Genomic DNA, 25,986 nt, shown 5'->3' on the forward strand with positions numbered 1-25,986 from the left:
AGCGTCCCGTCAGTTCTGCTGCTCGACCAGCGCGCGCGCGTCGGCGACATGGCCGCGATACGCTTCGAAGATCTTGCGCAGTGCGTCGTCGAACGTCGATTGCGGCGCCCATGCGAGCTCCTGCATCGTGTTGTCGATCTTCGGCACGCGGTTCTGCACGTCCTGGTAGCCGTTGCCGTAGTACGCGCCCGACGTCGTTTCGACGAGCTGCACCTGCTTCGCGAAGCCGGCGTATTCCGGGTATTCGGCGGCCAGTTCGAGCATCTTGTGCGCGAGCTCGCGAACCGAGAAGTTATTCTTCGGATTCCCGATGTTGTAGATCTTGCCCGACGCGACGCCGTTCTTGTTCTCGATGATCTTCATCAGCGCGCTGATGCCGTCGTCGATGTCGGTGAACGCGCGCTTCTGCGAGCCGCCGTCGACGAGGCTGATGTTCTCGCCGCGCACGATGTGGCCGAGGAACTGCGTGACGACGCGCGAGCTGCCTTCCTTCGGCGTGTAGATCGAGTCGAGGCCCGGGCCGATCCAGTTGAACGGGCGGAACAGCGTGAAGTTCAGGCCTTCCATCCCGTAGCCCCAGATCACGCGGTCCATCAGCTGCTTCGAGCACGCGTAGATCCAGCGCGGCTTGTTGATCGGGCCGTAGGTGAGCGCCGATGCGTCCGGGTCGAACTGCTCGTCCGAGCACATGCCGTAGACCTCGGAGGTCGACGGGAACACGAGGTGCTTGCCGTACTTGACGGCCGAACGCACGATCGGCAAGTTCGCCTCGAAGTCGAGCTCGAACACGCGCAGCGGCTGCTGGACGTAGGTGGCGGGCGTCGCGATCGCGACGAGCGGCAGGATCACGTCGCACTTCTTCACGTGATACTCGACCCACTCCTTGTTGATCGTGATGTCGCCTTCGAAGAAGTGCATCCGCTCGTGGTTGACGAGGTCGCCCAGTCGATCGGTCTGCATGTCCATGCCGAACACTTCCCAATCGGTGGTTTCAAGAATGCGCTTCGACAGGTGATGGCCGATGAAGCCGTTCACACCCAGGATCAGGACTTTTTTTGCTTTCATGAATGACGGGAAGAATGAATGAACTGCGCGAATTCCGCGGGCGTCACGACGGTATCGCTGCCGTCGCGCTGCTGCCACAGCTCGAGAATGGATAGGGCGCGGCTGTCGCCGCAGACGCCGAATAGCGCATTATCGCTTACGTGCAGGCCGGGCGGCAAATCCGCCGCCGCCGCGGCGATCGCGCTGCCGGGCGCCGCGAGGCGCGCGCGGGCAATGACGAAGCGCGTGGCGCCGACGTCGGTGAACGCACCCGGATACGGGGGCGCGACCGCGCGCACCAGGTTGTAGACCTGCGCGGCCGGCTTCGACCAGTCGACGCGGCCGTCCTCCGGCTTGCGCCCGCCGTAGTAGCTGCCGCTTGCGAGATCGTTCGGCAGGTGCGGCGCATCGCCCGCGAGCAGCGCGGGCAGCACGCGCCAGAGCGTCTGCTCGGCGGCCACCGTGACCTTGTCGAATACCTGCGTGGCCGTATCGTCCGGCAGGATCGGCACCGCGGTCTGGCCGATGATCGCGCCGGCGTCCGGTTTCGCGGCCATCTCGTGCAGCGTGGCGCCGGTTTCCGTTTCGCCGTTCAGCACGGCCCAGTTGGTCGGAACCCGACCCCGGTATTTCGGCAGCAGCGAACCGTGCATGTTGTACGCGCCGCGCGGCGCGATCGCGAGCAGGTCCACCGGCAGCATGTGACGGTAGTAGAACGAGAAAATGAACTCGGGCTGCGCATCCGTCACCGCGCTGCGCAGCGCCGGATCGGCGGGGTCGGCCGGCGTGACGACCGGGATCCCGTGCTCGGCGGCGACCGACGCGACGCTGCCGAACCAGATGTTCTCGCTCGGGTTGTCCTCGTGCGTGACGACGAGCGCGACGTCGACGCCGCGTGCCAGCAGCACCTGCAGGCAGCGCACGCCGACGTTGTGATACGCGAAGACGACGGCGCGCGGCTTCATTGCTCGGCCCCCGTGCGGTTCGCGCCGGCCGGCACCGCCGGCACGCCTTCGTGCTGTTCGAGCACGGCCTGGATCAGGTAGCGCGGCCGCGCACGCACCTGCTGGTAGATGCGGCCGACGTATTCGCCGAGCAGGCCGAGCGCGAAGATGATCACGCCGAGCAGGAAGAACGTGATCGCGAACAGCGTGAACACGCCTTGCACTTCCGCGCCGACGATGAAGCGGCGCACCAGCAGCAGCACGAACAGTGCGGCGGAGCCGAGCGACAGGATCACGCCGATGAACGACAGCCACTGCAGCGGCACGACCGAGAAGCCCGTCACGAGGTCGAAGTTCAGCCGGATCAGGCTGTACAGCGAGTACTTCGACTCGCCCGCGAAGCGTTCCTCGTGCGCGACCTCGATTTCGGTCGGTTTCTGCGCGAACGTGTAGGCCAGCGCGGGGATGAACGTGTTGACTTCTCCGCACACGTTGATCGTGTCGATGATGCGGCGGCTGTACGCGCGCAGCATGCAGCCCTGGTCGGTCATCTTGATCCGCGTGATGCGCTCGCGCAGCCGGTTCATCACCTGCGACGCCTTGCGCCGCCACAGGCTGTCCTGCCGCTGCTTGCGGATCGAGCCGACGTAGTCGTAGCCCTCGCGCATCTTCACGATCAGCTTGCCGATTTCCTCGGGCGGGTTCTGCAGGTCGGCGTCGAGCGTGATGACGATCTCGCCGCGCGACTGCGCGAAGCCCGCGAGGATCGCCATGTGCTGGCCGTAGTTGCCGTTGAGCAGCACGACGCGCGTCGTATCAGGGCGCACATGGAACTGGTCTGCCAGCATCGCGGCCGAGCGGTCGCGGCTGCCGTCGTTGATCAGGATCACTTCGTACGACGTGCCGAGTGCGTCGAGTGCCGGGTACAGCCGCGCGAACAGCGCGGCCAGGCCATCTTCCTCGTTGTACACGGGGATGATGATCGATACTTCCGGGTTCGCGGCACCCGGATGGCCGGCCCCCGGATGCCCGGCGCGTGCTTCAAGGTGATTCATGTACGCTTAATTTCCGTATTGTTCGCAAATCTGGTTGATGGCGTCGGCGACGCGACGCACGTCGTCTTCCGTCATCTGCGTGAACAGCGGCAGCGTGACGGTCGACGCGCCGTACCGTTCGGCGTGGGGGAACATGCCCTCCTTGAAGCCGCGTGCACGATACAGCGTGAAAAGATGGATGGCCGGGTAGTGGACGCCCGTGCCGATGCCGCGCTCCTTCATCTGCGCCATGAAATCGGCGCGCGAGATCGACAGCCGGTCGAGCGGCAGCGTGACCTGGAACATGTGCCAGTTGCTGTTCTCGAAATCGGCGACGGGCAGGCCGAGCCCGAGCTTCACGGCCGGGCCGCCGTCGAGCGCGGCGAAATACGCGCGCACGAGTGCGCGGCGCTGCGCGGTGAAGCGCTCGAGGTGAGGCAGCTGGCCGAGACCGACGCGTGCGGCGACGTCGGTCAGGTTGTACTTGCCGCCGAGCACGTCGCAGTCCATTCCGTCGAAGCCGGTGCGCGTGATGCCCTGCAGCCGGTACTTCTGCGCGAGCGTCGCCTCGTCCTCGTTGTTCAGCACGAGTGCGCCGCCTTCGATCGTCGTCAGGTTCTTGTTCGCGTGGAAGCTGAACGACACGATGTCGCCGAACGCGCCGATGCGCTTGCCTTTCCACGTCGAGCCGAGCGCCTGCGCGGCGTCCTCGATCACGCGCAGGTTGTGCGCGCGCGCGATCGCGTACAGGCGGTCCATGTCGACCGGCAGGCCGGACAGGTAGACCGGGATGATCGCCTTCGTGCGCGGCGTGATCGCCTGCTCGAGCTTGTCGAGGTCGATGTTGCGCGTGACGGGGTCGATGTCGGCGAACACGGGCGTCGCGCCGGTCTCGAGAATCACGTTGCTGGTCGACACCCACGATGCCGGCGTGGTGATGACTTCGTCGCCGGGGCCGACGCCCGCGATGCGCAGGCCGATCTCGAGCGTGCAGGTGCCCGAGTTGAACGCTCGGACCGGACGGCCGCCGCAGTACTCGGACAGGGCGGCTTCGAACTTCTGGCTCTGCGGGCCGGTGGTGATCCAGCCCGAGCGCAGCACTTCGACGACGCCCTGGATGGTTTCCTCATCGATCTCGGGGCGGGTGAACGGCAGAAACGGGGCGGTAGTCTGGCTCATGAACGCGTTGGCCTGTAATGGCTGGTAATAAAGGGTCGGGCGATCCGCCCGAAACCGGCATTAAACACCGGTTGGCGGATTCGCACCGTGATTTTTTGTAGGCGGACGCTTAATGCTCGTCGGGCCTGCCGGGCGCGCTCAACTGCGCGCAAGCACGAGCACGCCGATCAGGATGATGCCGATGCCGACGAGCCGCTGGACCGACAGCACCTCGCCGAACAGGTACCAGGCCGCGAACGCGTTGACCACGTAGCCGAGCGACAGCATCGGGTAGGCGATCGACACGTCGACCCGCGACAGCCCGAGAATCCAGACGACGACGCTCAGCACGTAGCAGCCGAGGCCGCCGATGATCGGCAGCTGGGTCGCGATCTTCAGGCCGACCGGGATGATGTTCGCGCGGCTGAATTCGAAGTGCCCGACGGCATTGACGCCGGCTTTCAGCAGAAGTTGCGCACAGGCGTTGAGCATCACGCCGGTGATGATGCAGACGAACGAAACGGGATTCATGCGGTGGGCGTCCTTACGATTGCGGTTTCTCGACGATCACGCGGCGGTTGTCGCGCGCGATCACGCGCATCGGCACGCCTTGCTTGACCAGCGTGTCGTACTGGCCGGGCGGCATGATCGCGAGCGCATGAGTTTCCTGTTGCCAGCGCGCGATCCATTGGTCGACGGTCGGGATCCATTTGTCCGGCTCGACCGAGATTCCGAACGAGAGCTCGTCCTGACGATGGACCATGATGGTCGTGTGGCCCATATAGAACGGGAACGTGTGATCGAGCATCTCGATCGAGTAGAACGGCGTGTCGGCCGGCAGTTTCGCCAGTTCGGCGCGCACGGCGGGCGCGAGCAGCGCGCCGGAGCTGTAGCGGCCGAATTCGTCGTGGCCCGTGCCGCCGATCGTGCCGAACGCGAGCCACGCGGCGCCGAACGCGGTGATCGCGGCCGCGACGCCTGCGCGGCGGTTCAGCCAGGCTGCCGCGAGCGTCAGCGCGCCCGCAACTGCGAGGCCTGCATACAGCCACATCTGGAATGCGCGGTACAGCGCGTTCGGCGTGCGGGCGTCGCCCAGGTAGGCGAGGAAGATGATCCCGAACGCGGCGACCACGACGAACACGAGGTAGCCGAGCAAGTGACGGCGGAACCGGTCGGCGGTCATCAGCGGCAGGTACGCGCCGATCATCAGCGCGAGCGCCGGCGCGATCGGCAGCACGTACGAGAGCAGCTTCGAATGCGACGCGCTGAAGAACAGGAAGATGAACGCGCTCCAGATCAGCAGCACGAGCATCGGGGAGAAGCCGTTCGGCTGGCGCGGCATGCGCAGCGCATGGCGGATGCTCTGCCACGCGACCGACAGCCACGGCAGGAAGCCGACCAGCAGAACCGGCACGAAATAGTAGAACGGGCCCGGGCGGTTCTGTTCCGGGGTCAGGTACCGGCGGAACTGCTGGACGATGAAGAAGAAGTTGAAGAACTCGGGGTTGCGCTGCTGGACGAGCACGAACCACGGCGTGACGATCGCGAAGAAGATCACGAGGCCGCTGACCAGGTACAGCCGCTTCCACAGGGCCCAGTCGCGGGCGATCAGCGTATAGAGCACCAGCACCGCGCCCGGCAGGATCAGGCCGACGAGGCCCTTGGACAGCACGGCGAACGCCATCGCGGCCCAGCACGCCCACATCCAGCCGCGCACCGCGCTCGCGCGCAGCCCGGGCCGCTGCGCGAGCAGCAGCGAGCACAGCGACAGCGCCATCCAGAACGCGAGCCCCATGTCGAGCGCGTTGAAGTGGCCCATCAGGTTCCAGTACGGCGAGCACGCGAGCACGACGGCCGCGAGGAAGCCGGACAGCGGGTTGAACAGGCGGGCGCCGGTGAAGCCGACCAGCAGCACGCCGGCGAAGCTGGCGAGCCCTGTGTAGAGGCGGGCCTGCCACTCGCCGACACCGAACCACGCGAACGTCAGCGCGTTCAGCCAGGTCTGCAGCGGCGGCTTCTCGAAGTATTTGTAGCCGTTGTAGCGCGGCGTGATCCAGTCGCCGGTGACGAACATTTCCCGCGCCATCTCCGCGTAGCGGCCTTCGTCGCTCGGGATCAGGTGGCGCAGCCCGAGCGGCGCGAACCAGACGATCGCGAGCGCGACGAGCAGGAGGACGAGCGTGATGCGATTGACCGGTAGCCTCGACGGCGTATCGTTCATGGATTTTCAGCCTGTTGGTTGTTGTGAGAGCCGCCGGCGGGTTGCGCCGGGGCCGGGCGGGCTGCCGGGTGTCGATCCGGGGATCGACCCGGTGCGCCGGCCCGAGTTTTTACCGCATCGGGGATTAACGTTCAATTAAGAGCGCGGCGGCGACTTTGCGGCCCTCGGCCATCAGGATGTTGTAGGTGCGGCAGGCGGCCTGGAAGTCCATCGTCTCGACGCCGATCCGCTTGGCCGTGAGTGCGGCGAGGAGCCGCGGGTGCGGGAAGCGCAGCCGCGCGCCGCTGCCGAAGATCACGAGTTCGGGCGCCGGGTCGAGCAGCATCGCGAAATGCTCGGGCGTGAGCGCGTCGAACGACGACACGGGCCAGTCCTGCACCGGTGCGCCGGGCAGCACGATGACGCTCCCTTCGTGGCGTTGGAGGTTGACGTCGACATAATCGGGGCCGTAGCCGGTGACGGTGTTGAGCGCGCCGCTCGCGTCCTGGTGCAGTTTCAAATCGGTATTCCGCGGTTCCGTAGGGGGAAGGTCTGGCAAGGGCCGCACGGGCCCGGGTGGCCGGTTTCGCGACCGGCGCGCGCGGGACGCCTGACGGCGCAGGCCCGGAGCGGCTATGGTGCATTGCGAAAGTCGGCCAAAATCCGCTAAATTATAACTTTTTGGTCGCCCCCGGGCGCCACTTGCGTCGTGCGTCGCCACAAGCCGCGTCCGACCGCCCGCTTTTTCCCAGTCTAGACAGCGCGCACAGACCGGCCGCTCTCCAGTTTTGATCCCGTCCCCCCGGCCGCAAGGCCAACCCAGGAACCGTGTCGTCGTGAAACCGATTCAGAAGTCGAACAAGCTGCTCAACGTCTGCTACGACATCCGTGGCCCGGTGCTCGAGCACGCGAAGCGCCTCGAGGAAGAAGGCCACCGCATCATCAAGCTGAACATCGGCAACCTCGCGCCGTTCGGTTTCGACGCGCCGGACGAGATCATCCAGGACATGATCCGCAATCTGCCGTCGTCGTCGGGCTATTCGGATTCGAAAGGCGTGTTCTCGGCCCGCAAGGCCGTGATGCACTACACGCAGGAAAAGGGTGTCGTCGGCGTCGGCCTCGACGACATCTACATCGGCAACGGCGCGTCCGAGCTGATCGTGATGGCGACCCAGGCGCTGCTGAACGACGGCGACGAGGTGCTGCTGCCGGCGCCGGACTACCCGCTGTGGACGGCCGCCGTGAGCCTGTCGGGCGGCACGCCCGTGCATTACGTGTGCGACGAGCAGAACGCGTGGATGCCCGACCTCGACGACATCCGCCGCAAGATCACGCCGAACACCAAGGCGATCGTCGTGATCAACCCGAACAACCCGACCGGCGCGCTTTATTCCGACGAATTACTGCTCGAGTTGCTCGGAATCGCGCGCGAGTACGGGCTGATCGTGTTCGCCGACGAGGTCTACGACAAGATCGTCTATGACGGGCTCGAGCACACGGCGCTGGGTTCGCTGTCGGAGGACGTGATCACCGTCACGTTCAACAGCCTGTCGAAGAGCTATCGCTCGTGCGGCTATCGCGCGGGCTGGATGGCGGTATCGGGCCTCGGCGGCGACAACCGCCGGCGCGCGAAGGATTACCTCGAGGGGCTCGGGATCCTGTCGTCGATGCGCCTGTGCGCGAACGTGCCGGGGCAGTTCGCGATCCAGACGGCGCTTGGCGGCTACCAGAGCATCAACGAGTTGATCGTGCCGAGCGGGCGCCTGTACAAGCAGCGCGAACTCGCGTATGACATGCTTACGTCGATTCCCGGCGTGACCTGCGTGAAGCCGCAGGCCGCGCTGTACATGTTCCCGCGCCTCGACCCGAAGCTCTACCCGATCCAGAACGACCAGCAGTTCATCCTCGACCTGTTGCTCGAGGAGCGCGTGCTGCTCGTGCAGGGCACGGGTTTCAACTGGGCGGCACCGGATCACTTCCGCGTGGTGTTCCTGCCAAACCTCGACGACCTGACCGATTCGATCAACCGGATCGCGCGCTTCCTCGACGGCTACCGCAAGCGCCATTCGGTCTGAGCGGGCAGGATCACACGGCATTCATTCATTCTTACTCATCGATCACACGCAGCATGGAACCGATCAAAGTTGGCCTGTTGGGCTTCGGCACCGTCGGCAGCGGCACCTTCACGGTGCTGCGCCGCAACCAGGAAGAAATCAAGCGACGCGCGGGGCGCGGCATCGAGGTGGCGCGCATTGCAGTGCGCAACCCGGCCAAGGCGCAGGCTGCGCTCGGCGGTGACGCCGGCGCCGCGCAGATCACCGACGATTTCAATGCGGTCGTCGACGATCCGTCGATCTCGATCATCGCCGAGATGATCGGCGGCACGGGCATCGCGCGCGAGCTCGTGCTGCGCGCGATCGCGAACGGCAAGCACGTCGTGACCGCGAACAAGGCGCTGCTCGCGGTGCACGGCACCGAGATCTTCGAGGCCGCGCGCGAAAAAGGCGTGATGGTCGCGTTCGAGGCGGCCGTCGCCGGCGGCATCCCGATCATCAAGGCGCTGCGCGAAGGCCTGACCGCGAACCGCATCCAGTACATCGCGGGCATCATCAACGGCACGACGAACTACATCCTGTCGGAAATGCGCGACCGCGGGCTCGACTTCGCGACCGCGCTGAAGGCCGCGCAGGAGCTCGGCTATGCGGAAGCCGATCCGACCTTCGACATCGAAGGCGTCGACGCCGCGCACAAGGCGACCATCATGAGCGCGATCGCGTTCGGCGTGCCGGTCCAGTTCGACCGCGCGTACGTCGAAGGCATCAGCAAGCTCGACGCGACTGACCTCCGCTACGCGGAAGAGCTCGGCTACCGGATCAAGCTGCTCGGCATCACGCGCCGCGCCGAGAACGGCATCGAGCTGCGCGTGCACCCGACGCTGATTCCCGAGAAGCGCCTGCTCGCGAATGTCGAGGGCGCGATGAACGCGGTCGTCGTGCACGGCGACGCGGTCGGCACGACGCTGTACTACGGCAAGGGCGCGGGCGCGGAACCGACCGCGTCGGCGGTCGTCGCGGATCTCGTCGACGTCACGCGCCTGCATACGGCCGACCCCGAGCATCGCGTGCCGCATCTCGCATTCCAGCCCGACAGCCTGTCGAACACGCCGATCCTGCCGATCGAGGAAGTGACGAGCGGCTACTACCTGCGCCTGCGCGTGGCCGATCAGACGGGCGTGCTCGCCGACATCACGCGCATCCTCGCCGAAACGGGCATCTCGATCGACGCGCTGCTGCAGAAGGAATCGGAGCAGGTCGACGACGCGAACGGCGAAACCGACATCATCCTGATCACGCACGAGACGCTCGAGAAGCGCGTCAACGCGGCGATCGCGCAGATCGAGAGCCTGCCGACGGTGGTCTCGAAGGTGACGAAGCTGCGCATGGAAGCGCTGAACTGAGGACCAGGAACGACATGAACTACATCTCCACGCGCGGCGCCGGCATCGGCGAGCGCCATACGTTCTCCGACATCCTGCTCGGCGGTCTCGCGAAGGACGGCGGGCTGTACCTGCCGGCCGAGTATCCGAAGGTTTCCGCCGACGAGCTCGCGCGCTGGCGCGCGCTGTCGTACGCGGATCTCGCCTTCGAGATCCTGTCGAAGTTCTGCGACGACGTGCCGGCCGACGACCTGCGCGCGATCACGCGCCGCACGTACACGGCTGCCGTGTACAGCAACACGCGCCACGGCGAGAACGCGTCCGACATCACGCCGCTGAAAACGCTCGGCACCGAAAACGGCGCGGCGCTGTCGCTGCTCGAACTGTCGAACGGCCCGACGCTCGCGTTCAAGGACATGGCGATGCAGCTGCTCGGCAACCTGTTCGAGTACACGCTCGCGAAGCACGGCGAAGCGCTGAACATCCTCGGCGCGACGTCGGGCGACACGGGCAGCGCGGCCGAGTACGCGATGCGCGGCAAGGCCGGCGTGCGCGTGTTCATGCTGTCGCCGCACCAGAAGATGAGCGCGTTCCAGACGGCCCAGATGTTCAGCCTGCAGGATCCGAACATCTTCAACCTCGCGGTCGAAGGCGTGTTCGACGACTGCCAGGACATCGTGAAGGCCGTCTCGAACGATCACGCGTACAAGGCGCAGCAGAAGATCGGCACCGTCAACTCGATCAACTGGGCGCGCGTCGTCGCGCAGGTCGTGTACTACTTCAAGGGCTATTTCGCGGCGACGCAGTCGAACGACGAGCGCGTGTCGTTCACGGTGCCGTCGGGCAACTTCGGCAACGTCTGCGCGGGCCACATCGCGCGGATGATGGGGCTGCCGATCGCGAAGCTGGTGGTCGCGACCAACGAGAACGACGTGCTCGACGAGTTCTTCCGCACCGGCGCGTATCGCGTGCGCAGCGCCGAAAACACGTATCACACGAGCAGCCCGAGCATGGACATCTCGAAGGCGTCGAACTTCGAGCGCTTCGTGTTCGACCTGCTCGGACGCGATCCGGCCCGCGTGATGCAGTTGTTCCGCGACGTCGAGGAGAAGGGCGGCTTCGACCTCGCGGCGAGCGGCGATTTCGCGCGCGTGGCCGAATTCGGCTTCGTGTCGGGTCGCAGCAGCCACACGGACCGCATCGCGACGATCCGCGACGTGTTCGCGCGCTACAGCACGATGATCGATACCCATACCGCCGACGGCGTGAAGGTCGCGCGCGAGCATCTCGACGCGGGTGTGCCGATGGTGGTGCTCGAGACGGCCCAGCCGATCAAGTTCGGCGAGACGATCCGCGAAGCGCTCGATCGCGAAGCCGAGCGGCCGGCCGCATTCGACGGGCTCGAGGCGCTGCCGCAGCGTTTCGAGGTCGTGAAGGCCGACGCGCAGCAGGTGAAGGACTTCATCGCCGCGCATACGGGCGCGTAACGTAGCGCCGGGCCACGCCCGGTGTCACAGGACGGCCGGAATGCCGATTCGTCGCACGGATCGGGGTTCCGGCCGTTTTGTTTGGTGGCGGCCGCGGCGGCGGCCTGGCGCGCGCCTGCGTTCCGCCTGCCGTCCGATGCCCTGCGAAACAAGTGCCAGTGCCGTGCGTTCGCGCCGATCACAGTTTTCGCATGTCGGTCATATCGCGCGTCCGCGCGACGGCGTCGCTACAATGACGTATTGAATCCAACGATCCCCGATTCCATCGATGTCGAACCCGAATCCCGCGGCGCCGCGCGCGCCGATGCTGTCGACCGCCGAAGCGCTCGCCGCACTGCTCGACGCCGCGAAGCCGCTGCCCGGCGCCGAAACCGTCGCCACGCTGGATGCGCTCGGCCGCGTGCTGGCGGCCGACGTGAGTTCGTCGCTCGACGTGCCGCCGATGCATACGAGCGCGATGGACGGCTATGCGGTGCGCGTCGCCGACCTGCTGCACGGCGAGCGGCGCCTGCCCGTGTCGCAGCGGATCCCGGCCGGCCATCCGGCCGCGCCGCTCGCGGCGGGCACGGCCGCGCGGATCTTTACCGGCGCGACGGTGCCGCCCGGCGCGGATGCCGTGGTGATGCAGGAGCAGACGTCGGCCGATGGCGACGCGGTCGAGATCCTGCATACGCCGAAAGCCGGTGAATGGATCACCGCGCAGGGCGCGGACATCCGCCAGGGTTCGGTGATCCTGCCGGCCGGCACGCGGCTCACGCCGCAGGCGCTCGGCCTCGCCGCGTCGGTCGGTTGTGCGCAGCTGGCGGTCGCGCGGCGGCTGCGCGTCGCGGTGTTCTTCACCGGCGACGAACTGACGATGCCGGGCGAGCCGCTGAAGCCTGGCGCGATCTACAACTCGAACCGCTTCACGCTGCGCGGGCTGCTGGAGCGGCTCGGCTGCCACGTGACCGACTACGGCATCGTGCCCGACTCGCTTGCCGCGACCCGCGACACGCTGCGCGAGGCCGCGCGCGATCACGACGTGATCCTGACGAGCGGCGGCGTATCGGTCGGCGACGAGGATCACGTGAAGCCGGCCGTCGAGGCCGAAGGGCGGCTCGCGCTGTGGCAGATCGCGATGAAGCCCGGCAAGCCGCTCGCATTCGGCGCGGTGCGCCGCGGCGACGAGCGCCCCGACGCGCATTTCATCGGGCTGCCCGGCAATCCCGTGTCGAGCTTCGTCACGTTCCTGCTGTTCGTGCGGCCGTTCCTGCTGCGCCTGTCCGGCGTGCGCGACGTCGCGCCGCGCGCGCTGTCGCTGCGCGCGGACTTTTCGCAAAGCAAGGGCGACCGGCGCAACGAATTTCTGCGGGCGCGCGTCAATGCGGCCGGCGGCCTGGATCTGTTCCCGAACCAGAGCTCGGCGGTGCTGACGTCGACGGTGTGGGGCGACGGCCTGATCGACAATCCGCCGCAGCACGCGATCAGCGCAGGCGAGACCGTGCGTTTCATTCCGTTTTCCGAACTGCTGTCGTAACGCGACGGCTTCCCGACCTATGAAGATTCAGCTGAAGTTCTTTGCAAGCGTGCGCGAGGCGCTGGGCGTGTCCGACGAGCAGGCCGACGTGCCGGACGGCGTGACGACCGTCGGCGACGTGCGCGCGTGGCTGCGCCTGCGCGGCGGCGCGTGGGCCGAGACGCTCGCCGAAGGGCGCGCGTTGCGGATGGCGTGCAATCACGAGATGACCGACCCCGGCACGCGGCTTACCGACGGCTGCGAGGTCGCGTTCTTTCCGCCGGTGACGGGCGGTTGAGGGCCGGGCGATGGCGACAATACGAATCCAGACCGACGACTTCGACCTGAACGCCGAAGTGGCGGCATTGCGCGCGCGCAATCCCAGGATCGGCGCGGTCGCGTGCTTCGTCGGCACGGTGCGCGACCTGAACGAAGGCGATTCCGTCGCCGCGATGGAGCTCGAGCACTATCCGGGGATGACCGAGAAGGCGCTCGAGAAGATCGCCGTCGAGGCTGGCCGCCGCTGGCCCGGCATCGACGTCGCGATCGTGCATCGCGTCGGCAGGCTGCTGCCGCTCGACCAGATCGTGATGGTCGCGACGGTCGCGTCGCATCGCGGCGACGCGTTCGCGTCGTGCGAGTTCGTGATGGATTACCTGAAGACCGAGGCGCCGTTCTGGAAGAAGGAAACGACGCCGGACGGCGAGCGCTGGGTCGACGCTCGCAGCACCGACGATGCCGCGCTCGCGCGCTGGGGCATCGAATCCGGCAACACGCCGCGTTGAGCACGGCGTTCGGCGCATGCGGCGATGTGCCGCAGGCGCCTGATCGTCGCGTCAGGCGTCCGGATCGGTGCTGCGCCCGATGATCCGGGTCGGAAACGGTTCGCCGCGGGCGCGTGACGGCAGCGCGTGCGGATCGTCGCCCGCGTCGCGGCGGCGCGGCGCGATCGCATCGAGCAGTGCCTGCTGCTCGGGCGGAACCTGATAATCCCAGCCGAAGCGGCTCAACTGCAGGCTCTGCGCGATCCGCAGCGCCGGTTCCATGAAGCGGATGGCCGCGGGCGGCGTGTAGCGCGCCTCGACGGTCTTTAGGAACAGCGACAGCCAGCGGCTGAAATGCGCGGGCTCGACCCCGTCGAGCGGCTGGTGCGCCTGCTGCACGTTGCCGCGATAGCCCTTGGTGCCGAGCACGAGGCTCGACCAGAAGCTGACCATCTTCGGCAAATGGTCGTCCCAGCGGCCGTCCAGCTTCGCGTCGAACACGGGCCCGAGCAGCGGATCGGCGCGCACCCGATCGTAGAACGCGTAGACGAGGTCGCGGATGTTGTCTTCGGTCGGTTCGGCGTCGCGCGGGCGGGCCGGCGCGGTATCGGGCGAGGCAGGCAGGGCAGTCATGGCAAAAAGGGCCGGGAAAGTCGGGGCGCTGGCGCGGCGTTGGCGACGCATCGGCTGAACGGCAACACGGGCAACGCGCAGGACGCCGACAGGATTTTGACGCAAAATAGCGTCCACCAATGCCTGAAAAATGTGTAGATGTCATGCATCTTATTGCGCGCAGGCCGTCCCGGCAACCCGGTGCCGTCAAGCGGCGTCGACAGCCGGCCCGGCGTGCGTTCCGATCGACCCGGTTCGCGTAATCGGGGCGCGATCGATTATTCCCGTATTTGCTTATGAGACTCACCGACTACACCGACTATTCGCTGCGCGTCATGCTTTACCTCGCCGTGCGCGGCGAGGGGCTCGCGACGATCCAGGAGATCTCGGACGCCTACGGCATCTCGAAGAACCATCTGATGAAAGTCGTGCAGCAGCTCGGCGAGCTCGGCTGGGTCGACACGGTTCGCGGCCGCAACGGCGGGTTGCGGCTGTTTCCCGAATCGCTGACGCTGACGGTCGGCCAGGTGGTGCGCGCGACCGAGAACGATTTCGCGCTGGTCGGCTGCTTTGCGGCCGACGGCGCCGAGTCGCGCGGCTGCGTGATCGAGCCGCAGTGCCGTCTGAAGGGCGTGCTGGTGGCCGCGCGCGATGCGTTCTTCGCCGAACTCGACCGCCACACGATCGGCGAGCTGGCCGTACCCGCGTCGCCGCTCGCCGCGCTGCTGGGCATTCGGCCGATTGCGCTCGTGCGTGCCGAGCCGTCATCGGACCACGTGCCGGTGTCTGCCGAAGCGCCGTCCAAGGCCGGCTGACGCGCGGGCGTCGCGCCCCGTCAGTCGGCTGCAGTTCGCCCGCGGGCCGCTGCATCGTCACCCAACAATTTTTGCGCTGAATCAACCCGAATTTCGCTTGAAACCCGCATAACCATCCTCATCTTGGTGTTAATCGAAAATTGGAGGTCTCGACTAAATGAGAATCGACAAGCTCACCACCAAGTTCCAGGAAGCACTCGCGGACGCGCAAAGCCTCGCGGCAGGCCGCGACAATCAATACATCGAACCCGTTCACGTGCTGGCGGCGCTGGTCGCGCAGCAGGACGGCTCCGCCCGCTCGCTGATGTCGCGCGCGGGCGTTCACGTGCAGGCGCTGCAAGGCGCGCTGAACGAGGCAATCTCGCGCCTGCCGCAAGTGACGGGCACGGGCGGCGAGATCCAGATCGGCCGTGAGTTGGCCGGGCTGCTGAACCAGGCCGACAAGGAAGCGCAGAAGCTCAACGACACGTTCATCGCGAGCGAGATGTTCCTGCTCGCCGTGTCCGACGACAAGGGCGAAGCCGGCAAGCTCGCCCGCCAGCACGGCCTCACGCGCAAGGCGCTCGAAGCCGCGATCGCCGCGGTGCGCGGCGGCTCGCAGGTGCACAGCCAGGACGCGGAAAGCCAGCGCGAGGCGCTGAAGAAGTACACGGTCGACCTGACCGAGCGCGCCCGCGCGGGCAAGCTCGATCCGGTGATCGGCCGCGACGACGAAATCCGCCGCTCGATCCAGATCCTGCAGCGTCGTACCAAGAACAACCCGGTGCTGATTGGCGAGCCGGGGGTCGGCAAGACCGCGATCGTCGAAGGGCTCGCGCAGCGGATCGTCAACGGCGAAGTGCCGGAGACGCTGAAGGGCAAGCGCGTGCTGTCGCTCGACATGGCTGCGCTGCTCGCCGGCGCGAAGTATCGCGGCGAGTTCGAGGAGCGCCTGAAGGCCGTGCTCAACGACATCGCGAAGGACGAAGGCCGCACGATCGTGTTCATCGACGAGATCCACACGATGGTCGGCGCCGGCAAGGCCGAAGGCGCGATGGATGCAGGCAACATGCTGAAGCCGGCGCTGTCGCGCGGCGAGCTGCACTGCATCGGCGCGACCACGCTCGACGAATACCGCAAGTACATCGAGAAGGACGCCGCGCTCGAGCGCCGCTTCCAGAAGGTGCTCGTCGACGAGCCGAGCGTCGAGGCGACGATCGCGATCCTGCGCGGGCTGCAGGAAAAGTACGAACTGCACCACGGCGTCGACATCACCGACCCGGCGATCGTCGCCGCGGCCGAGCTGTCGCACCGCTACATCACGGACCGCTTCCTGCCGGACAAGGCAATCGACCTGATCGACGAGGCTGCGTCGAAGATCAAGATGGAAATCGATTCGAAGCCCGAAGAGATGGACAAGCTCGACCGCCGGCTGATCCAGCTGAAGATCGAGCGCGAAGCCGTGAAGAAGGAGCAGGACGAAGCGTCGCAGAAGCGCCTGCAGCTGATCGAGGAAGAGATCGAGCGCCTCGGCCGCGAATATGCGGACCTCGAGGAGATCTGGACCGCCGAGAAGGCCGCGGTGCAGGGCAGCGCGCAGCTCAAGGAAGAGATCGAGAAGGTGCGTGCCGACATCGCGCGTCTGCAGCGTGAAGGCAAGCTGGAGAAGGTCGCCGAGCTGCAGTACGGCAAGCTGCCGCAACTCGAGTCGCAACTGAAGCAGGTCACGCAGGCGGAAGAGCAGGAGCAGCACAACCCGACGCGTCCGCGTCTGCTGCGCACGCAGGTCGGTGCGGAGGAAATCGCGGAAGTCGTGTCGCGCGCAACCGGGATTCCGGTGTCGCGGATGATGCAGGGCGAACGCGAGAAGCTGCTGCATATCGAGGAAAAGCTGCACGAGCGCGTGGTCGGCCAGCACGAGGCAATCAGCGCGGTCGCCGACGCGATCCGTCGTTCGCGCGCGGGTCTCGCCGATCCGAACCGTCCGTACGGCTCGTTCCTGTTCCTCGGCCCGACGGGTGTCGGCAAGACCGAGCTGTGCAAGGCGCTGGCGTCGTTCCTGTTCGATTCGGAAGAGCACCTGATCCGCATCGACATGAGCGAGTTCATGGAGAAGCACAGCGTCGCGCGGCTGATCGGCGCGCCGCCGGGCTATGTCGGCTACGAGGAAGGCGGCTACCTGACCGAAGCCGTGCGCCGCAAGCCGTACAGCGTGATCCTGCTCGACGAGATCGAGAAGGCGCATCCGGACGTGTTCAACGTGCTGCTGCAGGTGCTCGACGACGGCCGCATGACAGACGGGCAGGGGCGTACGGTCGACTTCAAGAACACGGTGATCGTGATGACGTCGAACCTCGGCTCGCAGGTGATCCAGGCCATGACGGGTTCGCCGCAGGAAGAGATCAAGGACGCCGTGTGGCTCGAGGTGAAGCAGCACTTCCGTCCCGAGTTCCTGAACCGGATCGACGACGTCGTCGTGTTCCATGCGCTCGACCGCAGCAACATCGAGTCGATCGCGAAGATCCAGCTCGCACGCCTGCACGACCGGCTCGCGAAGCTCGACATGGCACTCGACGTGTCGCCCGCGGCGCTCGAACAGATCGCGAAGGTCGGCTACGATCCGGTGTTCGGCGCGCGGCCGCTGAAGCGCGCGATCCAGCAGGAGATCGAGAACCCGGTCGCGAAGCTGATCCTCGCGGGTCGCTTCGGCCCGAAGGACGTGATCCCGGTCGACGTCAACGACGGCAAGTTCGTGTTCGACCGCGTCGTGCACTGATCGCCGGTGATCGGCCGCCCGCCCGGTTCGCGCCGGGCGCGCAAAAACAAACACCCCGCTCAGGCGGGGTGTTTGCATATGGGGCGGCCGAAACGGCCGCTCGGACCGTCAGGCGCTGCGGGGCTTCAGCCCTGCTTGTTGCCGCCGAACATGCCGGCGAGTTGCGAAAGCGAACCGAGCAGGCTCGACGTGTCGACTTGCGCCTGGCCGTCGGCCGGCACCGTGCCGTCCGGCGTCGCGTGGTTGACGACGTGCGGCAGGACTTGCGCCAGGACGGTCGATGCCATCGACGGATCGACGCCGAACTTGCTTGCCAGCGCGCCGATCGCGTCCGAGCCGAGCACGTTCTGCAGCGTGTCCGGCGAGATCGGCTGGTTTTCGCCGTTGCCGACCCACGAGCCGATCACGTCGCCGGCGCCGCCGGCCTTGAACTTCTCGATCAGCCCGTTCAGGCCGCCCGGCTGGTTGTTGATGAATTCGAGCGCGGTCGTGATGAGTGCGCTTTGCGAGTTGCCGCCGGCCTGGCCGCCGATCAGACCGCCAACGATGTCGAGGAGACCCATGGTTCTTCACCTTCACTGAAAAGGGCGCCGCGATGACGGCGCCCGTTGATCGAATGCCGCGCGCACGCCGTCGCGCGCGCGGCGCACATCAGGCGCCCGACGCCGCGGCGGCGGAGGCTGCCTTGTCCTGCTTGCTCTTCTTCTTCGAACCCTTCGTCGCCTTTGCGGACGACGCTGCGACCGGCGCGCTCGCGCCCGCGTCGGCCGATGCCGCCGCGGCTGCGGCCGCCTTGTCCTTCTTCGATGCACGCTTGCTCTTGGCCGGCTTGGCCGCCGCTTCCGGGGCGCTCGCGGCCGGTGCCGTCGCCGTCGTGCCGGCCGTTGCGGCCGTCGACGTCGAGGCGGTGCCCGCCGACGTCGTGGCCGACGTCGTCGCGGCCGGCTTCGACAGCTTCACGCCCTTCGGCGGCGTCGACGAGCCGCCGATCGTCAGGCCATTTTCCTCCAGATGCCCGACCGACTTCGTGCCGAGGCCCTTCACGCGGTTCGCGAGATCGTCCGCGTCCTTGAACGGGCCGTTCCTGGTGCGTTCGTCGATGATCGCCTTCGACTTCACGGGCCCGAGGCCCTTCACCGATTCGAGCGCGGCCTGGTCGGCCGTGTTGACTTCGACGGCCGCGGCAAGGCCGGCGGCGAGCGACAGCGATAGCGCGACGAACAGCATCAGCAGCTTTTTCAGCATGGCAAAGGCTCCCTGGTTCTGACGGATGAATGGCTGTTGCAACGGACATCGGGGCGAGACCCGGCCGGGCGTCGCCGTTAAGCATAGGACAAATGCGTGCCCTTTTTAAGACAGGCCGACGGAATCTTGCTGAAGGCTTGCGTCGCTGTAAAGAAGGAAAGCCGCGCCGGGCGGCGGTTTTGACCATTCTTTACGGTGTCCGCGACGGTGACTGCAGATGCGCGTTCCTGGCCATTCCACAATGCTTGACTTAGAGTGAACTCTAACTCCTAACCTTGTTCCTGCCATGTCGAAAACCGTATCGAAATCTTCCGCAGCCGGTCCGCTGACGATCGGGCAAGTCGCCGAACTGACGGGCGTGTCCACGCATACGTTGCGGTACTACGAGCAGGCCGGCCTGCTGCGCGCGATTTCGCGCACGGCGGCCGGGCACCGGCTCTATGCGCCGGCCGACCTTGACTGGCTCGCATTCGTGATGCGCCTGAAGGCGACCGGCATGCCGATCGCGCAGATGCAGCAGTTCGCGGCGTTGCGCGCGCAAGGCGAGTCGACGTTCGGTGCGCGCCGGCGGCTGCTGGTCGCGCATCGCGACGGGGTGCGGGCGCATATCGCGGAGCTGCAGGCGAGCCTCGACGCGATCGGCGACAAGATCGCGTACTACGAGACGCAGGAACGCGAGACGGAACGACGGGCGCAACCTTCTCAATCATCCTCGGAACAGGACGGACACCATGGAACGACTCGTTGAAGATCGCTATGCACGCGGCTGGAACAAACTCAAGGAAATCGACGGCGAAGTGGGCGAACGCGTGATCGCGGCGCTTGCGCCGATTGCACCGGACTTCGGGCGGCTGCTCGTCGAATTCGGCTTCGGCGACATCTACAGCCGGTCGCAGCTCGACCTGAAATCGCGCGAGATCGCGACGATTGCCGCGCTGGCGGCGCTTGGCAACGCGCAGCCGCAACTGAAGGTGCATGTCGAGGCCGCGCTGAACGTCGGCTGCACGCGCGACGAGATCGTCGAGGTATTCATGCAGATGGCCGTCTACGCGGGGTTTCCGGCCGCGCTCAACGCGTTGTTCGCCGCGCAGGAAGTGTTCGCGCGACGCGACGAGGCGGCCGCTCGGGACGGCGGCACAACCGAAGCGGCTGCGCACGCCGCGTGACGCGGAGCGCGCCGGTGCATCAGATGCGGTGGGGGGCGACGATCCGGTGCTTCGCGATCCGTCGATACAGCGTCGCGCGCGAGATGCCGAGCGCCTGCGCGGCCGCATCGGGCCGCCAGCGATGTGCTGTCAGCGCCGCGACGATGCGGCCGCGTTCGTCGTCCGGCAGCGCGCCGGCGGGACCGGCGCCGAGCTGCGCGCCGAGCTGCGCGGCGAGATCAGCCGGCAGGTCGCGCCGCGTCACGCGGGCGGCGTCGCACACCGCGCACGCATAGCGCAGCGCGTTGCGCAGTTGTCGCACGTTGCCGGGCCACGGATACGCCGCGAGCTGCTCGGCGAGCGTCGCGTCGAGCGTGAGCACGTGGCCGGTCGCCTGCGCCTCTTCGGCGAACACCGCGACGATCACGTCGCGCACGTCCGCACGCTCGCGCAGCGGCGGCAGCTCGAACGTCGCGCCGCTCAGCCGGTAATACAGATCCTCGCGGAACGTGCCGTCGGCCACCATCTGCGCAAGATCGCGGTGGGTCGCGCAAATCACGTCGAGATCGACGCGCACCGGCGTATCGCTGCCGAGCGGCACGACTTCGCCGTCGGCGAGCACGCGCAACAGGCGCGTCTGAAGCGTGAGCGGCATGTCGCCGATTTCGTCGAGGAACAGCGTGCCGCCGTCGGCAAGCGCGATCTTGCCGCGCGCGCCATGCTTGCGCGCGCCGGTGAACGCGCCGGCCGCGTAGCCGAACAGTTCGCTCTCGATCAGCGCCTCGGGCAGTGCGCCGCAGTTGACCGCAACGAACGACCGTGCACGCCGCGCACCGGCGTCGTGGATTGCGCGGGCGAACACTTCCTTGCCTGCGCCGGTTTCGCCGAGCACCAGGATCGGTAGCCGCTTGCTCGCGACGCGCAACGCGAGTTCGGCCTGCTGCGCGATGCGCGTGTCGCTGCTCTGCAGGAACGGTGTCAGCGCGCCGACGTGGCGCTGCGTGGTGCCCGGGCGGCGTGATGCCGTACCGGTTTCGCGGCCGGCACGCCGGAGCGGCGCGCGCAGTCGCGCATAAAGCGGCGCACCGGTCGCGCGCAGCCGCAGCGCGACGATCGCATCGAGCCGCGCGGCGTCGCGCAGCGGCATCTCGGTCGCATCGAAGATCTCGTCGATATGGCGCGGTTCACGCAGTGCCGGCAGCGCGTCGCGTGCGTGCCGGTTCGCGGCGACGATGTTGCCGCATTCGTCGAACGCGATCAGCCACTCGGGCTGTGCCTCGACGTAGTGACGATTCGGATGCCCGAACAATATCCAGTACTGCGCGGTGCTGTGCACGAAATAGCCGTCCTCGATCAACGCCGCGCTCTGCCGCACGAGCTGGTACACGAGGCGCTGGCTGTCGCGGCCGTCGGGCGACTGGACGGCGGACGCATCGAGCACGCCGATCAGTTCGCCGCCCGGCGCGAAGATCGGGGCCGCGCTGCAGGTGAGGGTGGTGAACGCCGCACGAAAGTGATCGGTCTTGTGCACGGTGATCGGCGCGAGATCGGTCAGCACGCTCGCGACGCCGCAGGTGCCTTCCTCGCTTTCCGACCAGCACGAGCCGATGTGCAGTCCGGCATGACGGAAGTCGTTGCGGCGCTCGCGGTCGATCCGGTAGTCGATCGTCACGCCGTGCGCGTCGGTCAGCATCACGCAATAGTCGGCGACGCGAATCATGTCGTGCAGGCGCGTCAGGCACTGGCCGGACGCGCGCAGGAAGGCCTCCTCCTTGTCGCGCACCTCGCGCAGTTCGGCCGCGGTCAGCACGCGCGGGCCGATCGACGAAGCGGGGTCGAGCGCGTAGCGCTCGAGCGAGCGTTGCCACGACGACACGAGACGCGCGGAATCGGCCGGCGCGGGCAGGCGTCCGGCGAGCGCGCCGAGCACACGGTCGGCGTGCTGGGCCTGGGGGACGGCGTAGGGCATGGTCGGCTCCGGTTCCATACGGCGGGGGATTCGATGTTCTTGTAGCACATCCGCTTCGGCGGATCACATTGCATCGCAGCACGCGGCATGCATGAGACGTTCGTCTCACCGGCATCTCAGCCGGTCTCGCGCGGCTGAGACGCACGGACACACCGTGCGCGACGGTGGTCCGGAGCACGGCGGCGCGCGCCATGCCGCGACGCGCATGGCTCGGCGGCCAAACCGTGGCGCTGGCCGGGCCGCCGAAACCGCTGCGCCGGGTGATCGACGAGGTGAGACGCACCGGCCGTTTCGCGGGGCACCGGGTCGTCACGGCGAACGGTGTTGCATCCATTCGTACCCGCCGAGCCAGTCTGGACGCGGGTTTCGCGGTTGTCGCACCGACCATGGCACGCCGCTTGCAGATATCACGGGCAAGTCCGGCGCGGTTGCGTCGGCGACGACGATCCGCTGCCCTCGATGACGGCGGACGACACATGCAGGACCGGCGCGCGAGCCAATGCGCGAGCGCCGGTCCACTGGATGGAGACAAGCCCGTGACGACGCCCGTGACCATCGGCGTGATCGCGAACCCCGCATCGGGGCGCGACATTCGCCGTCTGACGACGCATGCATCGGTGTTCCCGACGGCGGAAAAGGCCAACATGGTCGTGCGCCTGCTCGCCGGCCTCGGCGCGATGGGCGTCGAGCGCGTTCTGACCTTGCGCGACAAGACGGGCATCGCGACGCTGCTGATGCGTGCGCTCGATACGCATCGCGCGGTCGCGCCGCACGAACGCTGGCCCGAAGTCGAATTCGTCGACCTGCCGATCTCCGATACCGTCGCCGACACGCAGGCCGGCGCCGCCTACATGCGCCGGATGGAAGTCGCGCTGATCGTCGTGCTCGGCGGCGACGGCACCCACCGCGCGGTCGCCGCGCATTGCGGCGCGACGCCGCTCGTCGCGCTGTCCACCGGCACCAACAACGCGTTTCCCGAACATCGCGAGGCGACCGTCGCGGGCGTCGCGGCAGGGCTTGCCGCGACCGGCGCCGTGCCGGCCGAGGTCGCGTTCACGCGCAACAAGCGGCTCGTCGTGCGCTGCGTGGCGGGCGCAAACGCGGGGCGCGAGGAGATCGCGCTCGTCGATGTGTGCGCCGCTCGCCAGCGTTTCATCGGCGCGCGCGCGATCTCGGGCCCCGACGACATCGACACGCTCTACCTGACTTTCGCGGAACCGGACGGCATTGGTCTGTCCGCCCTTGGCGGCGCGTGGGCGCCGCTCGAGCGCAGCGCGCCGCACGGGCTCGCGATGCGCTTTGCCGCCGACGGCAAGACGGCCGGCACACCGCTCGTCGCGCCGATCGCGCCGGGCCGGGTCGATCGCGTGCTGATGCGCAGTTGCGAGCGGCTCGAACCAGACGCATGGCAGACGATCCCGTTCGAGCACGGCACGCTTGCGTTCGACGGCGAGCGCGAGATCGAGGTCGCGCGTGGCGAGCGCTACGAGATCGCGCTCGACTGGCGCGGGCCGCTGACGGTCGATGTCGGCCGCACGCTGCGTTATGCGTCGTCGCGGCAGCTGCTGCGCGACGCCGGCGCGTGGCGTTTCTGATTGCGGCTTCTCGACGACACCCGATCCGATTCCGGACCCTCGACAAGGAGACTTGGCCATGACAGCCCGTCCCGACAAATCGTTCGTCATCCTGATCGGTGGCACGCGTGGCATCGCGCGCAGGTGGGCCACGCGCGTCGACGGGTGCTTCACGTTTCACTGACGGCCGCGGGCCGTCGTGCAATCCGTCGCCGGGCCTTGCCACGGCGGCATTCGCAGTCAGACCTACCCAGGAGACACACATGACCGTTTCGACACAGCTCAGCAGGGACAAGCTGCTGGACGCCTACCGGCTGATGCGCACGATCCGCGAATTCGAGGAACGCCTGCACGTCGAGTTCGCGACCGGCGAAATCCCCGGCTTCGTTCACCTGTACGCGGGCGAGGAGGCATCCGCGGTCGGCACGATGCTGCACCTCGGCCTCGACGACTACGTCGCCACCACGCACCGCGGGCACGGCCACTGCATCGCGAAGGGCGTCGACGTGCACGGGATGATGGCAGAGATCTACGGCAAGAAGACAGGCGTCTGCCACGGCAAGGGCGGCTCGATGCACATCGCCGACCTGTCGATGGGGATGCTCGGCGCGAACGGGATCGTCGGCGCGGGCGGCCCGCTCGTGTGCGGCGCGGCACTCGCGGCGAAGCACAAGAAGACCGGCGGCGTCGGCGTGTGCTTCTTCGGCGACGGCGCGTCGAACCAGGGCGTGATCTTCGAATCGATGAACCTCGCGTCGGTGTGGCGGCTGCCGGCGATATTCGTGGCCGAAAACAACGGCTATGCGGAGGCGACGTCGTCGAGCTGGTCAGTCGCGACCGACAACATCGCCGATCGCGCGAACGGCTTCGGGATGCCGGGCGTGATCGTCGACGGCTTCGACTTCTTCGCGGTGCACGAAGCGCTTGGCGAAGCGGTCGCACGCGCGCGCAACGGCGGCGGTCCGACGCTCGTCGAAGTGAAGTTCACGCGCTATTTCGGCCACTTCGAAGGCGATGCGCAGACCTACCGCGCGCCCGGCGAGGTGCAGAAGCTGCGCGACGAGAAGGACTGCCTGAAGCATTTCGAAACGCGCGTCGTGCGCGCCGAGGCGCTGACGACCGAAGATCTGCGTGCGGTCGACGCGCAGGTGAAGGCGCTGATCGACGACGCGGTCGCGCAGGCGAAGGCCGCGCCGCTGCCCGACGCGGCCGACCTGCTGACCGACGTGTACGTGTCGTACCCGTGAGCGCGATCTGAGATAGCCGCCGGCACGGCGAACCGAACATACCAGGAGACAGACATGGCAAGGAAGATTACGTATTCGCAGGCGATCAACGAGGCGCTCGCGCAGGAAATGGCGCGCGACGACAGCGTGATCGTGATGGGCGAGGACAATGCGGGCGGCGCAGGCGCGCCGGGCGAGGACGACGCGTGGGGCGGCGTGCTGGGCGTGACGAAGGGGCTGTTCCACAAGTTTCCGGGCCGCGTGCTCGATACGCCGCTGTCGGAGGGTGGCTACATCGGCGCGGCAGTCGGCGCGGCCGCGTGCGGGATGCGGCCCGTCGCGGAGCTGATGTTCATCGATTTCATGGGCGTGTGCTTCGACCAGATCTTCAACCAGGCCGCGAAATTCCGCTACATGTTCGGCGGCAAGGCCGTGACGCCGGTCGTGATCCGTGCGATGTACGGCGCCGGCCTGCGCGCGGCCGCGCAGCATTCGCAGATGCTCACGTCGCTGTTCACGCATATCCCGGGGCTGAAGGTCGTGTGCCCGGCGACGCCGTACGACGCGAAGGGGCTGCTGATCCAGGCGATCCGCGACAACGATCCCGTGATCTTCCTCGAACACAAGCTGCTCTACACGCGCGAAGGCGACGTGCCTGAGGAATCCTATGCGATTCCGTTCGGCGAGGCGAATGTCGTGCGCGAAGGCGATGACGCGACGATCGTCACGTACGGCCGGATGGTGCATCTCGCGACCGACGCGGCCGCGAAGCTCGCGAAGGACGGCATCCACGTCGACGTGATCGACCTGCGCACGACGTCACCGCTCGACGAGGAAACGATCCTCGAAAGCGCGGAGCGCACCGGGCGCGTCGTGGTCGTCGACGAAGCGAACCCGCGCTGCTCGATCGCAACCGACATCGCCGCGCTCGTCGCGCAGCGCGCGTTCCATTCGCTGAAGGCGCCGATCGAGCTCGTGACCGCGCCGCATACGCCCGCGCCGTTCGCCGGCGTGCTGGAAGACCTGTATATCCCGTCCGCCGACGCGATCGCGCAGGCGGTACTCAAGACGAGGAGCTGACAC

General features: G+C 67.2%; 24 protein-coding genes. 13 read left to right on the forward strand and 11 right to left on the reverse strand.

Annotated features, from left to right (window positions below):
* Positions 1-9: 9 nt before the first annotated feature.
* The 7 genes from GEM_RS30900 to GEM_RS07795 all read right to left on the reverse strand — a co-directional run bounded on the left by GEM_RS30900 (position 10) and on the right by GEM_RS07795 (position 6,900).
* Complete coding sequence (locus GEM_RS30900; RefSeq protein WP_014896861.1) at positions 10-1,065, reverse strand: bifunctional UDP-4-keto-pentose/UDP-xylose synthase; 1,056 nt, start codon at positions 1,063-1,065, stop codon at positions 10-12.
* A complete protein-coding gene (locus tag GEM_RS07770; protein WP_014896862.1) occupies positions 1,062-2,009 on the reverse strand; it encodes a formyltransferase in 948 nt (315 codons plus the stop codon). The genes GEM_RS30900 and GEM_RS07770 overlap by 4 nt, the downstream gene beginning before the upstream one ends.
* Positions 2,006-3,043 (reverse strand): glycosyltransferase, encoded by a 1,038-nt coding sequence (locus GEM_RS07775; protein ID WP_014896863.1) that lies wholly within the window; start codon positions 3,041-3,043, stop codon positions 2,006-2,008. Before GEM_RS07775 ends, GEM_RS07770 begins: the two co-directional genes overlap by 4 nt.
* 6 nt (positions 3,044-3,049) lie before the next feature.
* Complete coding sequence (locus GEM_RS07780) at positions 3,050-4,201, reverse strand: DegT/DnrJ/EryC1/StrS family aminotransferase (RefSeq protein WP_014896864.1); 1,152 nt, start codon at positions 4,199-4,201, stop codon at positions 3,050-3,052.
* Between the two features lie 138 nt (positions 4,202-4,339).
* Positions 4,340-4,711, reverse strand: a complete 372-nt coding sequence (locus tag GEM_RS07785; protein WP_014896865.1) for an EamA family transporter — start codon at positions 4,709-4,711, stop codon at positions 4,340-4,342.
* 13 nt (positions 4,712-4,724) lie between these two features.
* Positions 4,725-6,401 (reverse strand): glycosyltransferase family 39 protein, encoded by a 1,677-nt coding sequence (locus tag GEM_RS07790; protein WP_014896866.1) that lies wholly within the window; start codon positions 6,399-6,401, stop codon positions 4,725-4,727.
* 124 nt (positions 6,402-6,525) lie between these two features.
* Positions 6,526-6,900 carry an Mth938-like domain-containing protein gene (locus GEM_RS07795; RefSeq protein ID WP_014896867.1) on the reverse strand — a complete coding sequence of 125 codons (375 nt, stop codon included), beginning with the start codon at positions 6,898-6,900 and terminating at the stop codon, positions 6,526-6,528.
* 316 nt (positions 6,901-7,216) lie between these two features.
* On the opposite strand from GEM_RS07795, the gene GEM_RS07800 reads away from it, so the two are divergent.
* The 6 genes from GEM_RS07800 (at position 7,217) to GEM_RS07825 (ending at position 13,583) form a co-directional block, all read left to right on the forward strand.
* Positions 7,217-8,455 (forward strand): pyridoxal phosphate-dependent aminotransferase, encoded by a 1,239-nt coding sequence (locus GEM_RS07800; RefSeq protein ID WP_014896868.1) that lies wholly within the window; start codon positions 7,217-7,219, stop codon positions 8,453-8,455.
* A 53-nt stretch (positions 8,456-8,508) separates the two neighbouring features.
* Positions 8,509-9,837, forward strand: coding sequence for a homoserine dehydrogenase (locus tag GEM_RS07805; RefSeq protein ID WP_014896869.1), 1,329 nt, complete (start codon positions 8,509-8,511; stop codon positions 9,835-9,837).
* Positions 9,838-9,851: 14 nt separating this feature from the next.
* Positions 9,852-11,303 (forward strand): threonine synthase, encoded by a 1,452-nt coding sequence (gene thrC, locus GEM_RS07810; RefSeq protein WP_014896870.1) that lies wholly within the window; start codon positions 9,852-9,854, stop codon positions 11,301-11,303.
* Positions 11,304-11,571: 268 nt separating this feature from the next.
* On the forward strand, positions 11,572-12,819 hold the full coding sequence (glp, locus tag GEM_RS07815) for a gephyrin-like molybdotransferase Glp (protein ID WP_014896871.1): 1,248 nt from the start codon (positions 11,572-11,574) through the stop codon (positions 12,817-12,819).
* Positions 12,820-12,838: 19 nt separating this feature from the next.
* The gene (gene moaD, locus GEM_RS07820) at positions 12,839-13,096 is read left to right on the forward strand and encodes a molybdopterin converting factor subunit 1 (RefSeq protein ID WP_014896872.1); all 258 of its coding nucleotides are present in this window, start codon (positions 12,839-12,841) and stop codon (positions 13,094-13,096) included.
* A 10-nt stretch (positions 13,097-13,106) separates the two neighbouring features.
* Positions 13,107-13,583, forward strand: a complete 477-nt coding sequence (locus tag GEM_RS07825; protein ID WP_014896873.1) for a molybdenum cofactor biosynthesis protein MoaE — start codon at positions 13,107-13,109, stop codon at positions 13,581-13,583.
* A gap of 51 nt (positions 13,584-13,634) precedes the next feature.
* On the opposite strand, the gene GEM_RS07830 is transcribed toward GEM_RS07825, so the two are convergent.
* Positions 13,635-14,195, reverse strand: a complete 561-nt coding sequence (locus GEM_RS07830) for a group III truncated hemoglobin (RefSeq protein WP_014896874.1) — start codon at positions 14,193-14,195, stop codon at positions 13,635-13,637.
* 275 nt (positions 14,196-14,470) lie between these two features.
* Here GEM_RS07830 and GEM_RS07835 point away from each other — a divergent pair, with 275 nt between their 5' ends.
* Both GEM_RS07835 and clpB read left to right on the forward strand, forming a co-directional pair.
* The gene (locus GEM_RS07835) at positions 14,471-14,989 is read left to right on the forward strand and encodes an Rrf2 family transcriptional regulator (protein ID WP_014896875.1); all 519 of its coding nucleotides are present in this window, start codon (positions 14,471-14,473) and stop codon (positions 14,987-14,989) included.
* A 157-nt stretch (positions 14,990-15,146) separates the two neighbouring features.
* Complete coding sequence (gene clpB, locus GEM_RS07840) at positions 15,147-17,744, forward strand: ATP-dependent chaperone ClpB (protein ID WP_014896876.1); 2,598 nt, start codon at positions 15,147-15,149, stop codon at positions 17,742-17,744.
* 125 nt (positions 17,745-17,869) lie between these two features.
* On the opposite strand, the gene GEM_RS07845 is transcribed toward clpB, so the two are convergent.
* Complete coding sequence (locus GEM_RS07845; RefSeq protein ID WP_014896877.1) at positions 17,870-18,307, reverse strand: YidB family protein; 438 nt, start codon at positions 18,305-18,307, stop codon at positions 17,870-17,872.
* An 88-nt stretch (positions 18,308-18,395) separates the two neighbouring features.
* Positions 18,396-18,989 carry a ComEA family DNA-binding protein gene (locus GEM_RS07850; RefSeq protein WP_014896878.1) on the reverse strand — a complete coding sequence of 198 codons (594 nt, stop codon included), beginning with the start codon at positions 18,987-18,989 and terminating at the stop codon, positions 18,396-18,398.
* 286 nt (positions 18,990-19,275) lie between these two features.
* Between GEM_RS07850 and GEM_RS07855 the strand changes: the two genes are divergently transcribed.
* Together GEM_RS07855 and GEM_RS07860 are read left to right on the forward strand one after the other, a co-directional pair.
* Positions 19,276-19,737 carry a MerR family transcriptional regulator gene (locus GEM_RS07855; RefSeq protein WP_014896879.1) on the forward strand — a complete coding sequence of 154 codons (462 nt, stop codon included), beginning with the start codon at positions 19,276-19,278 and terminating at the stop codon, positions 19,735-19,737.
* The gene (locus GEM_RS07860) at positions 19,721-20,155 is read left to right on the forward strand and encodes a carboxymuconolactone decarboxylase family protein (RefSeq protein ID WP_014896880.1); all 435 of its coding nucleotides are present in this window, start codon (positions 19,721-19,723) and stop codon (positions 20,153-20,155) included. Before GEM_RS07855 ends, GEM_RS07860 begins: the two co-directional genes overlap by 17 nt.
* A gap of 19 nt (positions 20,156-20,174) precedes the next feature.
* Here the strand turns inward: GEM_RS07860 and GEM_RS07865 are convergent, their stop codons facing one another.
* Positions 20,175-22,103: a sigma-54-dependent Fis family transcriptional regulator gene (locus GEM_RS07865; protein ID WP_014896881.1), complete on the reverse strand. Its 1,929-nt coding sequence runs from the start codon at positions 22,101-22,103 to the stop codon at positions 20,175-20,177.
* 536 nt (positions 22,104-22,639) lie between these two features.
* Between GEM_RS07865 and GEM_RS07870 the strand changes: the two genes are divergently transcribed.
* The 3 genes from GEM_RS07870 to GEM_RS07880 all read left to right on the forward strand — a co-directional run bounded on the left by GEM_RS07870 (position 22,640) and on the right by GEM_RS07880 (position 25,983).
* Positions 22,640-23,698, forward strand: coding sequence for an ATP-NAD kinase family protein (locus GEM_RS07870; protein WP_041490633.1), 1,059 nt, complete (start codon positions 22,640-22,642; stop codon positions 23,696-23,698).
* A gap of 242 nt (positions 23,699-23,940) precedes the next feature.
* Positions 23,941-24,924: a thiamine pyrophosphate-dependent dehydrogenase E1 component subunit alpha gene (locus GEM_RS07875; RefSeq protein ID WP_014896884.1), complete on the forward strand. Its 984-nt coding sequence runs from the start codon at positions 23,941-23,943 to the stop codon at positions 24,922-24,924.
* Between the two features lie 54 nt (positions 24,925-24,978).
* Positions 24,979-25,983: an alpha-ketoacid dehydrogenase subunit beta gene (locus tag GEM_RS07880; RefSeq protein WP_014896885.1), complete on the forward strand. Its 1,005-nt coding sequence runs from the start codon at positions 24,979-24,981 to the stop codon at positions 25,981-25,983.
* Positions 25,984-25,986 lie beyond the last annotated feature (3 nt).

The sequence above is a fragment of the Burkholderia cepacia GG4 genome (assembly GCF_000292915.1).
In the GTDB taxonomy this organism is placed as follows: domain Bacteria; phylum Pseudomonadota; class Gammaproteobacteria; order Burkholderiales; family Burkholderiaceae; genus Burkholderia; species Burkholderia cepacia_D.

Excerpts from the sequence above, each read along its gene's own strand:
- GEM_RS07865 (WP_014896881.1), bottom strand. The coding sequence starts at position 22,103 with ATGCCCTACGCCGTCCCCCAGGCCCAGCACGCCGACCGTGTGCTCGGC.
- GEM_RS07845 (WP_014896877.1), bottom strand. The coding sequence starts at position 18,307 with ATGGGTCTCCTCGACATCGTTGGCGGTCTGATCGGCGGCCAGGCCGGC.
- GEM_RS30900 (WP_014896861.1), bottom strand. The coding sequence starts at position 1,065 with ATGAAAGCAAAAAAAGTCCTGATCCTGGGTGTGAACGGCTTCATCGGC.
- GEM_RS07880 (WP_014896885.1), top strand. The coding sequence starts at position 24,979 with ATGGCAAGGAAGATTACGTATTCGCAGGCGATCAACGAGGCGCTCGCG.
- moaD (WP_014896872.1), top strand. The coding sequence starts at position 12,839 with ATGAAGATTCAGCTGAAGTTCTTTGCAAGCGTGCGCGAGGCGCTGGGC.
- GEM_RS07850 (WP_014896878.1), bottom strand. The coding sequence starts at position 18,989 with ATGCTGAAAAAGCTGCTGATGCTGTTCGTCGCGCTATCGCTGTCGCTC.
- GEM_RS07790 (WP_014896866.1), bottom strand. The coding sequence starts at position 6,401 with ATGAACGATACGCCGTCGAGGCTACCGGTCAATCGCATCACGCTCGTC.
- GEM_RS07780 (WP_014896864.1), bottom strand. The coding sequence starts at position 4,201 with ATGAGCCAGACTACCGCCCCGTTTCTGCCGTTCACCCGCCCCGAGATC.
- GEM_RS07830 (WP_014896874.1), bottom strand. The coding sequence starts at position 14,195 with ATGACTGCCCTGCCTGCCTCGCCCGATACCGCGCCGGCCCGCCCGCGC.
- GEM_RS07770 (WP_014896862.1), bottom strand. The coding sequence starts at position 2,009 with ATGAAGCCGCGCGCCGTCGTCTTCGCGTATCACAACGTCGGCGTGCGC.
- GEM_RS07835 (WP_014896875.1), top strand. The coding sequence starts at position 14,471 with ATGAGACTCACCGACTACACCGACTATTCGCTGCGCGTCATGCTTTAC.
- GEM_RS07825 (WP_014896873.1), top strand. The coding sequence starts at position 13,107 with ATGGCGACAATACGAATCCAGACCGACGACTTCGACCTGAACGCCGAA.
- clpB (WP_014896876.1), top strand. The coding sequence starts at position 15,147 with ATGAGAATCGACAAGCTCACCACCAAGTTCCAGGAAGCACTCGCGGAC.
- thrC (WP_014896870.1), top strand. The coding sequence starts at position 9,852 with ATGAACTACATCTCCACGCGCGGCGCCGGCATCGGCGAGCGCCATACG.
- glp (WP_014896871.1), top strand. The coding sequence starts at position 11,572 with ATGTCGAACCCGAATCCCGCGGCGCCGCGCGCGCCGATGCTGTCGACC.
- GEM_RS07785 (WP_014896865.1), bottom strand. The coding sequence starts at position 4,711 with ATGAATCCCGTTTCGTTCGTCTGCATCATCACCGGCGTGATGCTCAAC.
- GEM_RS07805 (WP_014896869.1), top strand. The coding sequence starts at position 8,509 with ATGGAACCGATCAAAGTTGGCCTGTTGGGCTTCGGCACCGTCGGCAGC.
- GEM_RS07855 (WP_014896879.1), top strand. The coding sequence starts at position 19,276 with ATGTCGAAAACCGTATCGAAATCTTCCGCAGCCGGTCCGCTGACGATC.
- GEM_RS07860 (WP_014896880.1), top strand. The coding sequence starts at position 19,721 with ATGGAACGACTCGTTGAAGATCGCTATGCACGCGGCTGGAACAAACTC.
- GEM_RS07875 (WP_014896884.1), top strand. The coding sequence starts at position 23,941 with ATGACCGTTTCGACACAGCTCAGCAGGGACAAGCTGCTGGACGCCTAC.
- GEM_RS07775 (WP_014896863.1), bottom strand. The coding sequence starts at position 3,043 with ATGAATCACCTTGAAGCACGCGCCGGGCATCCGGGGGCCGGCCATCCG.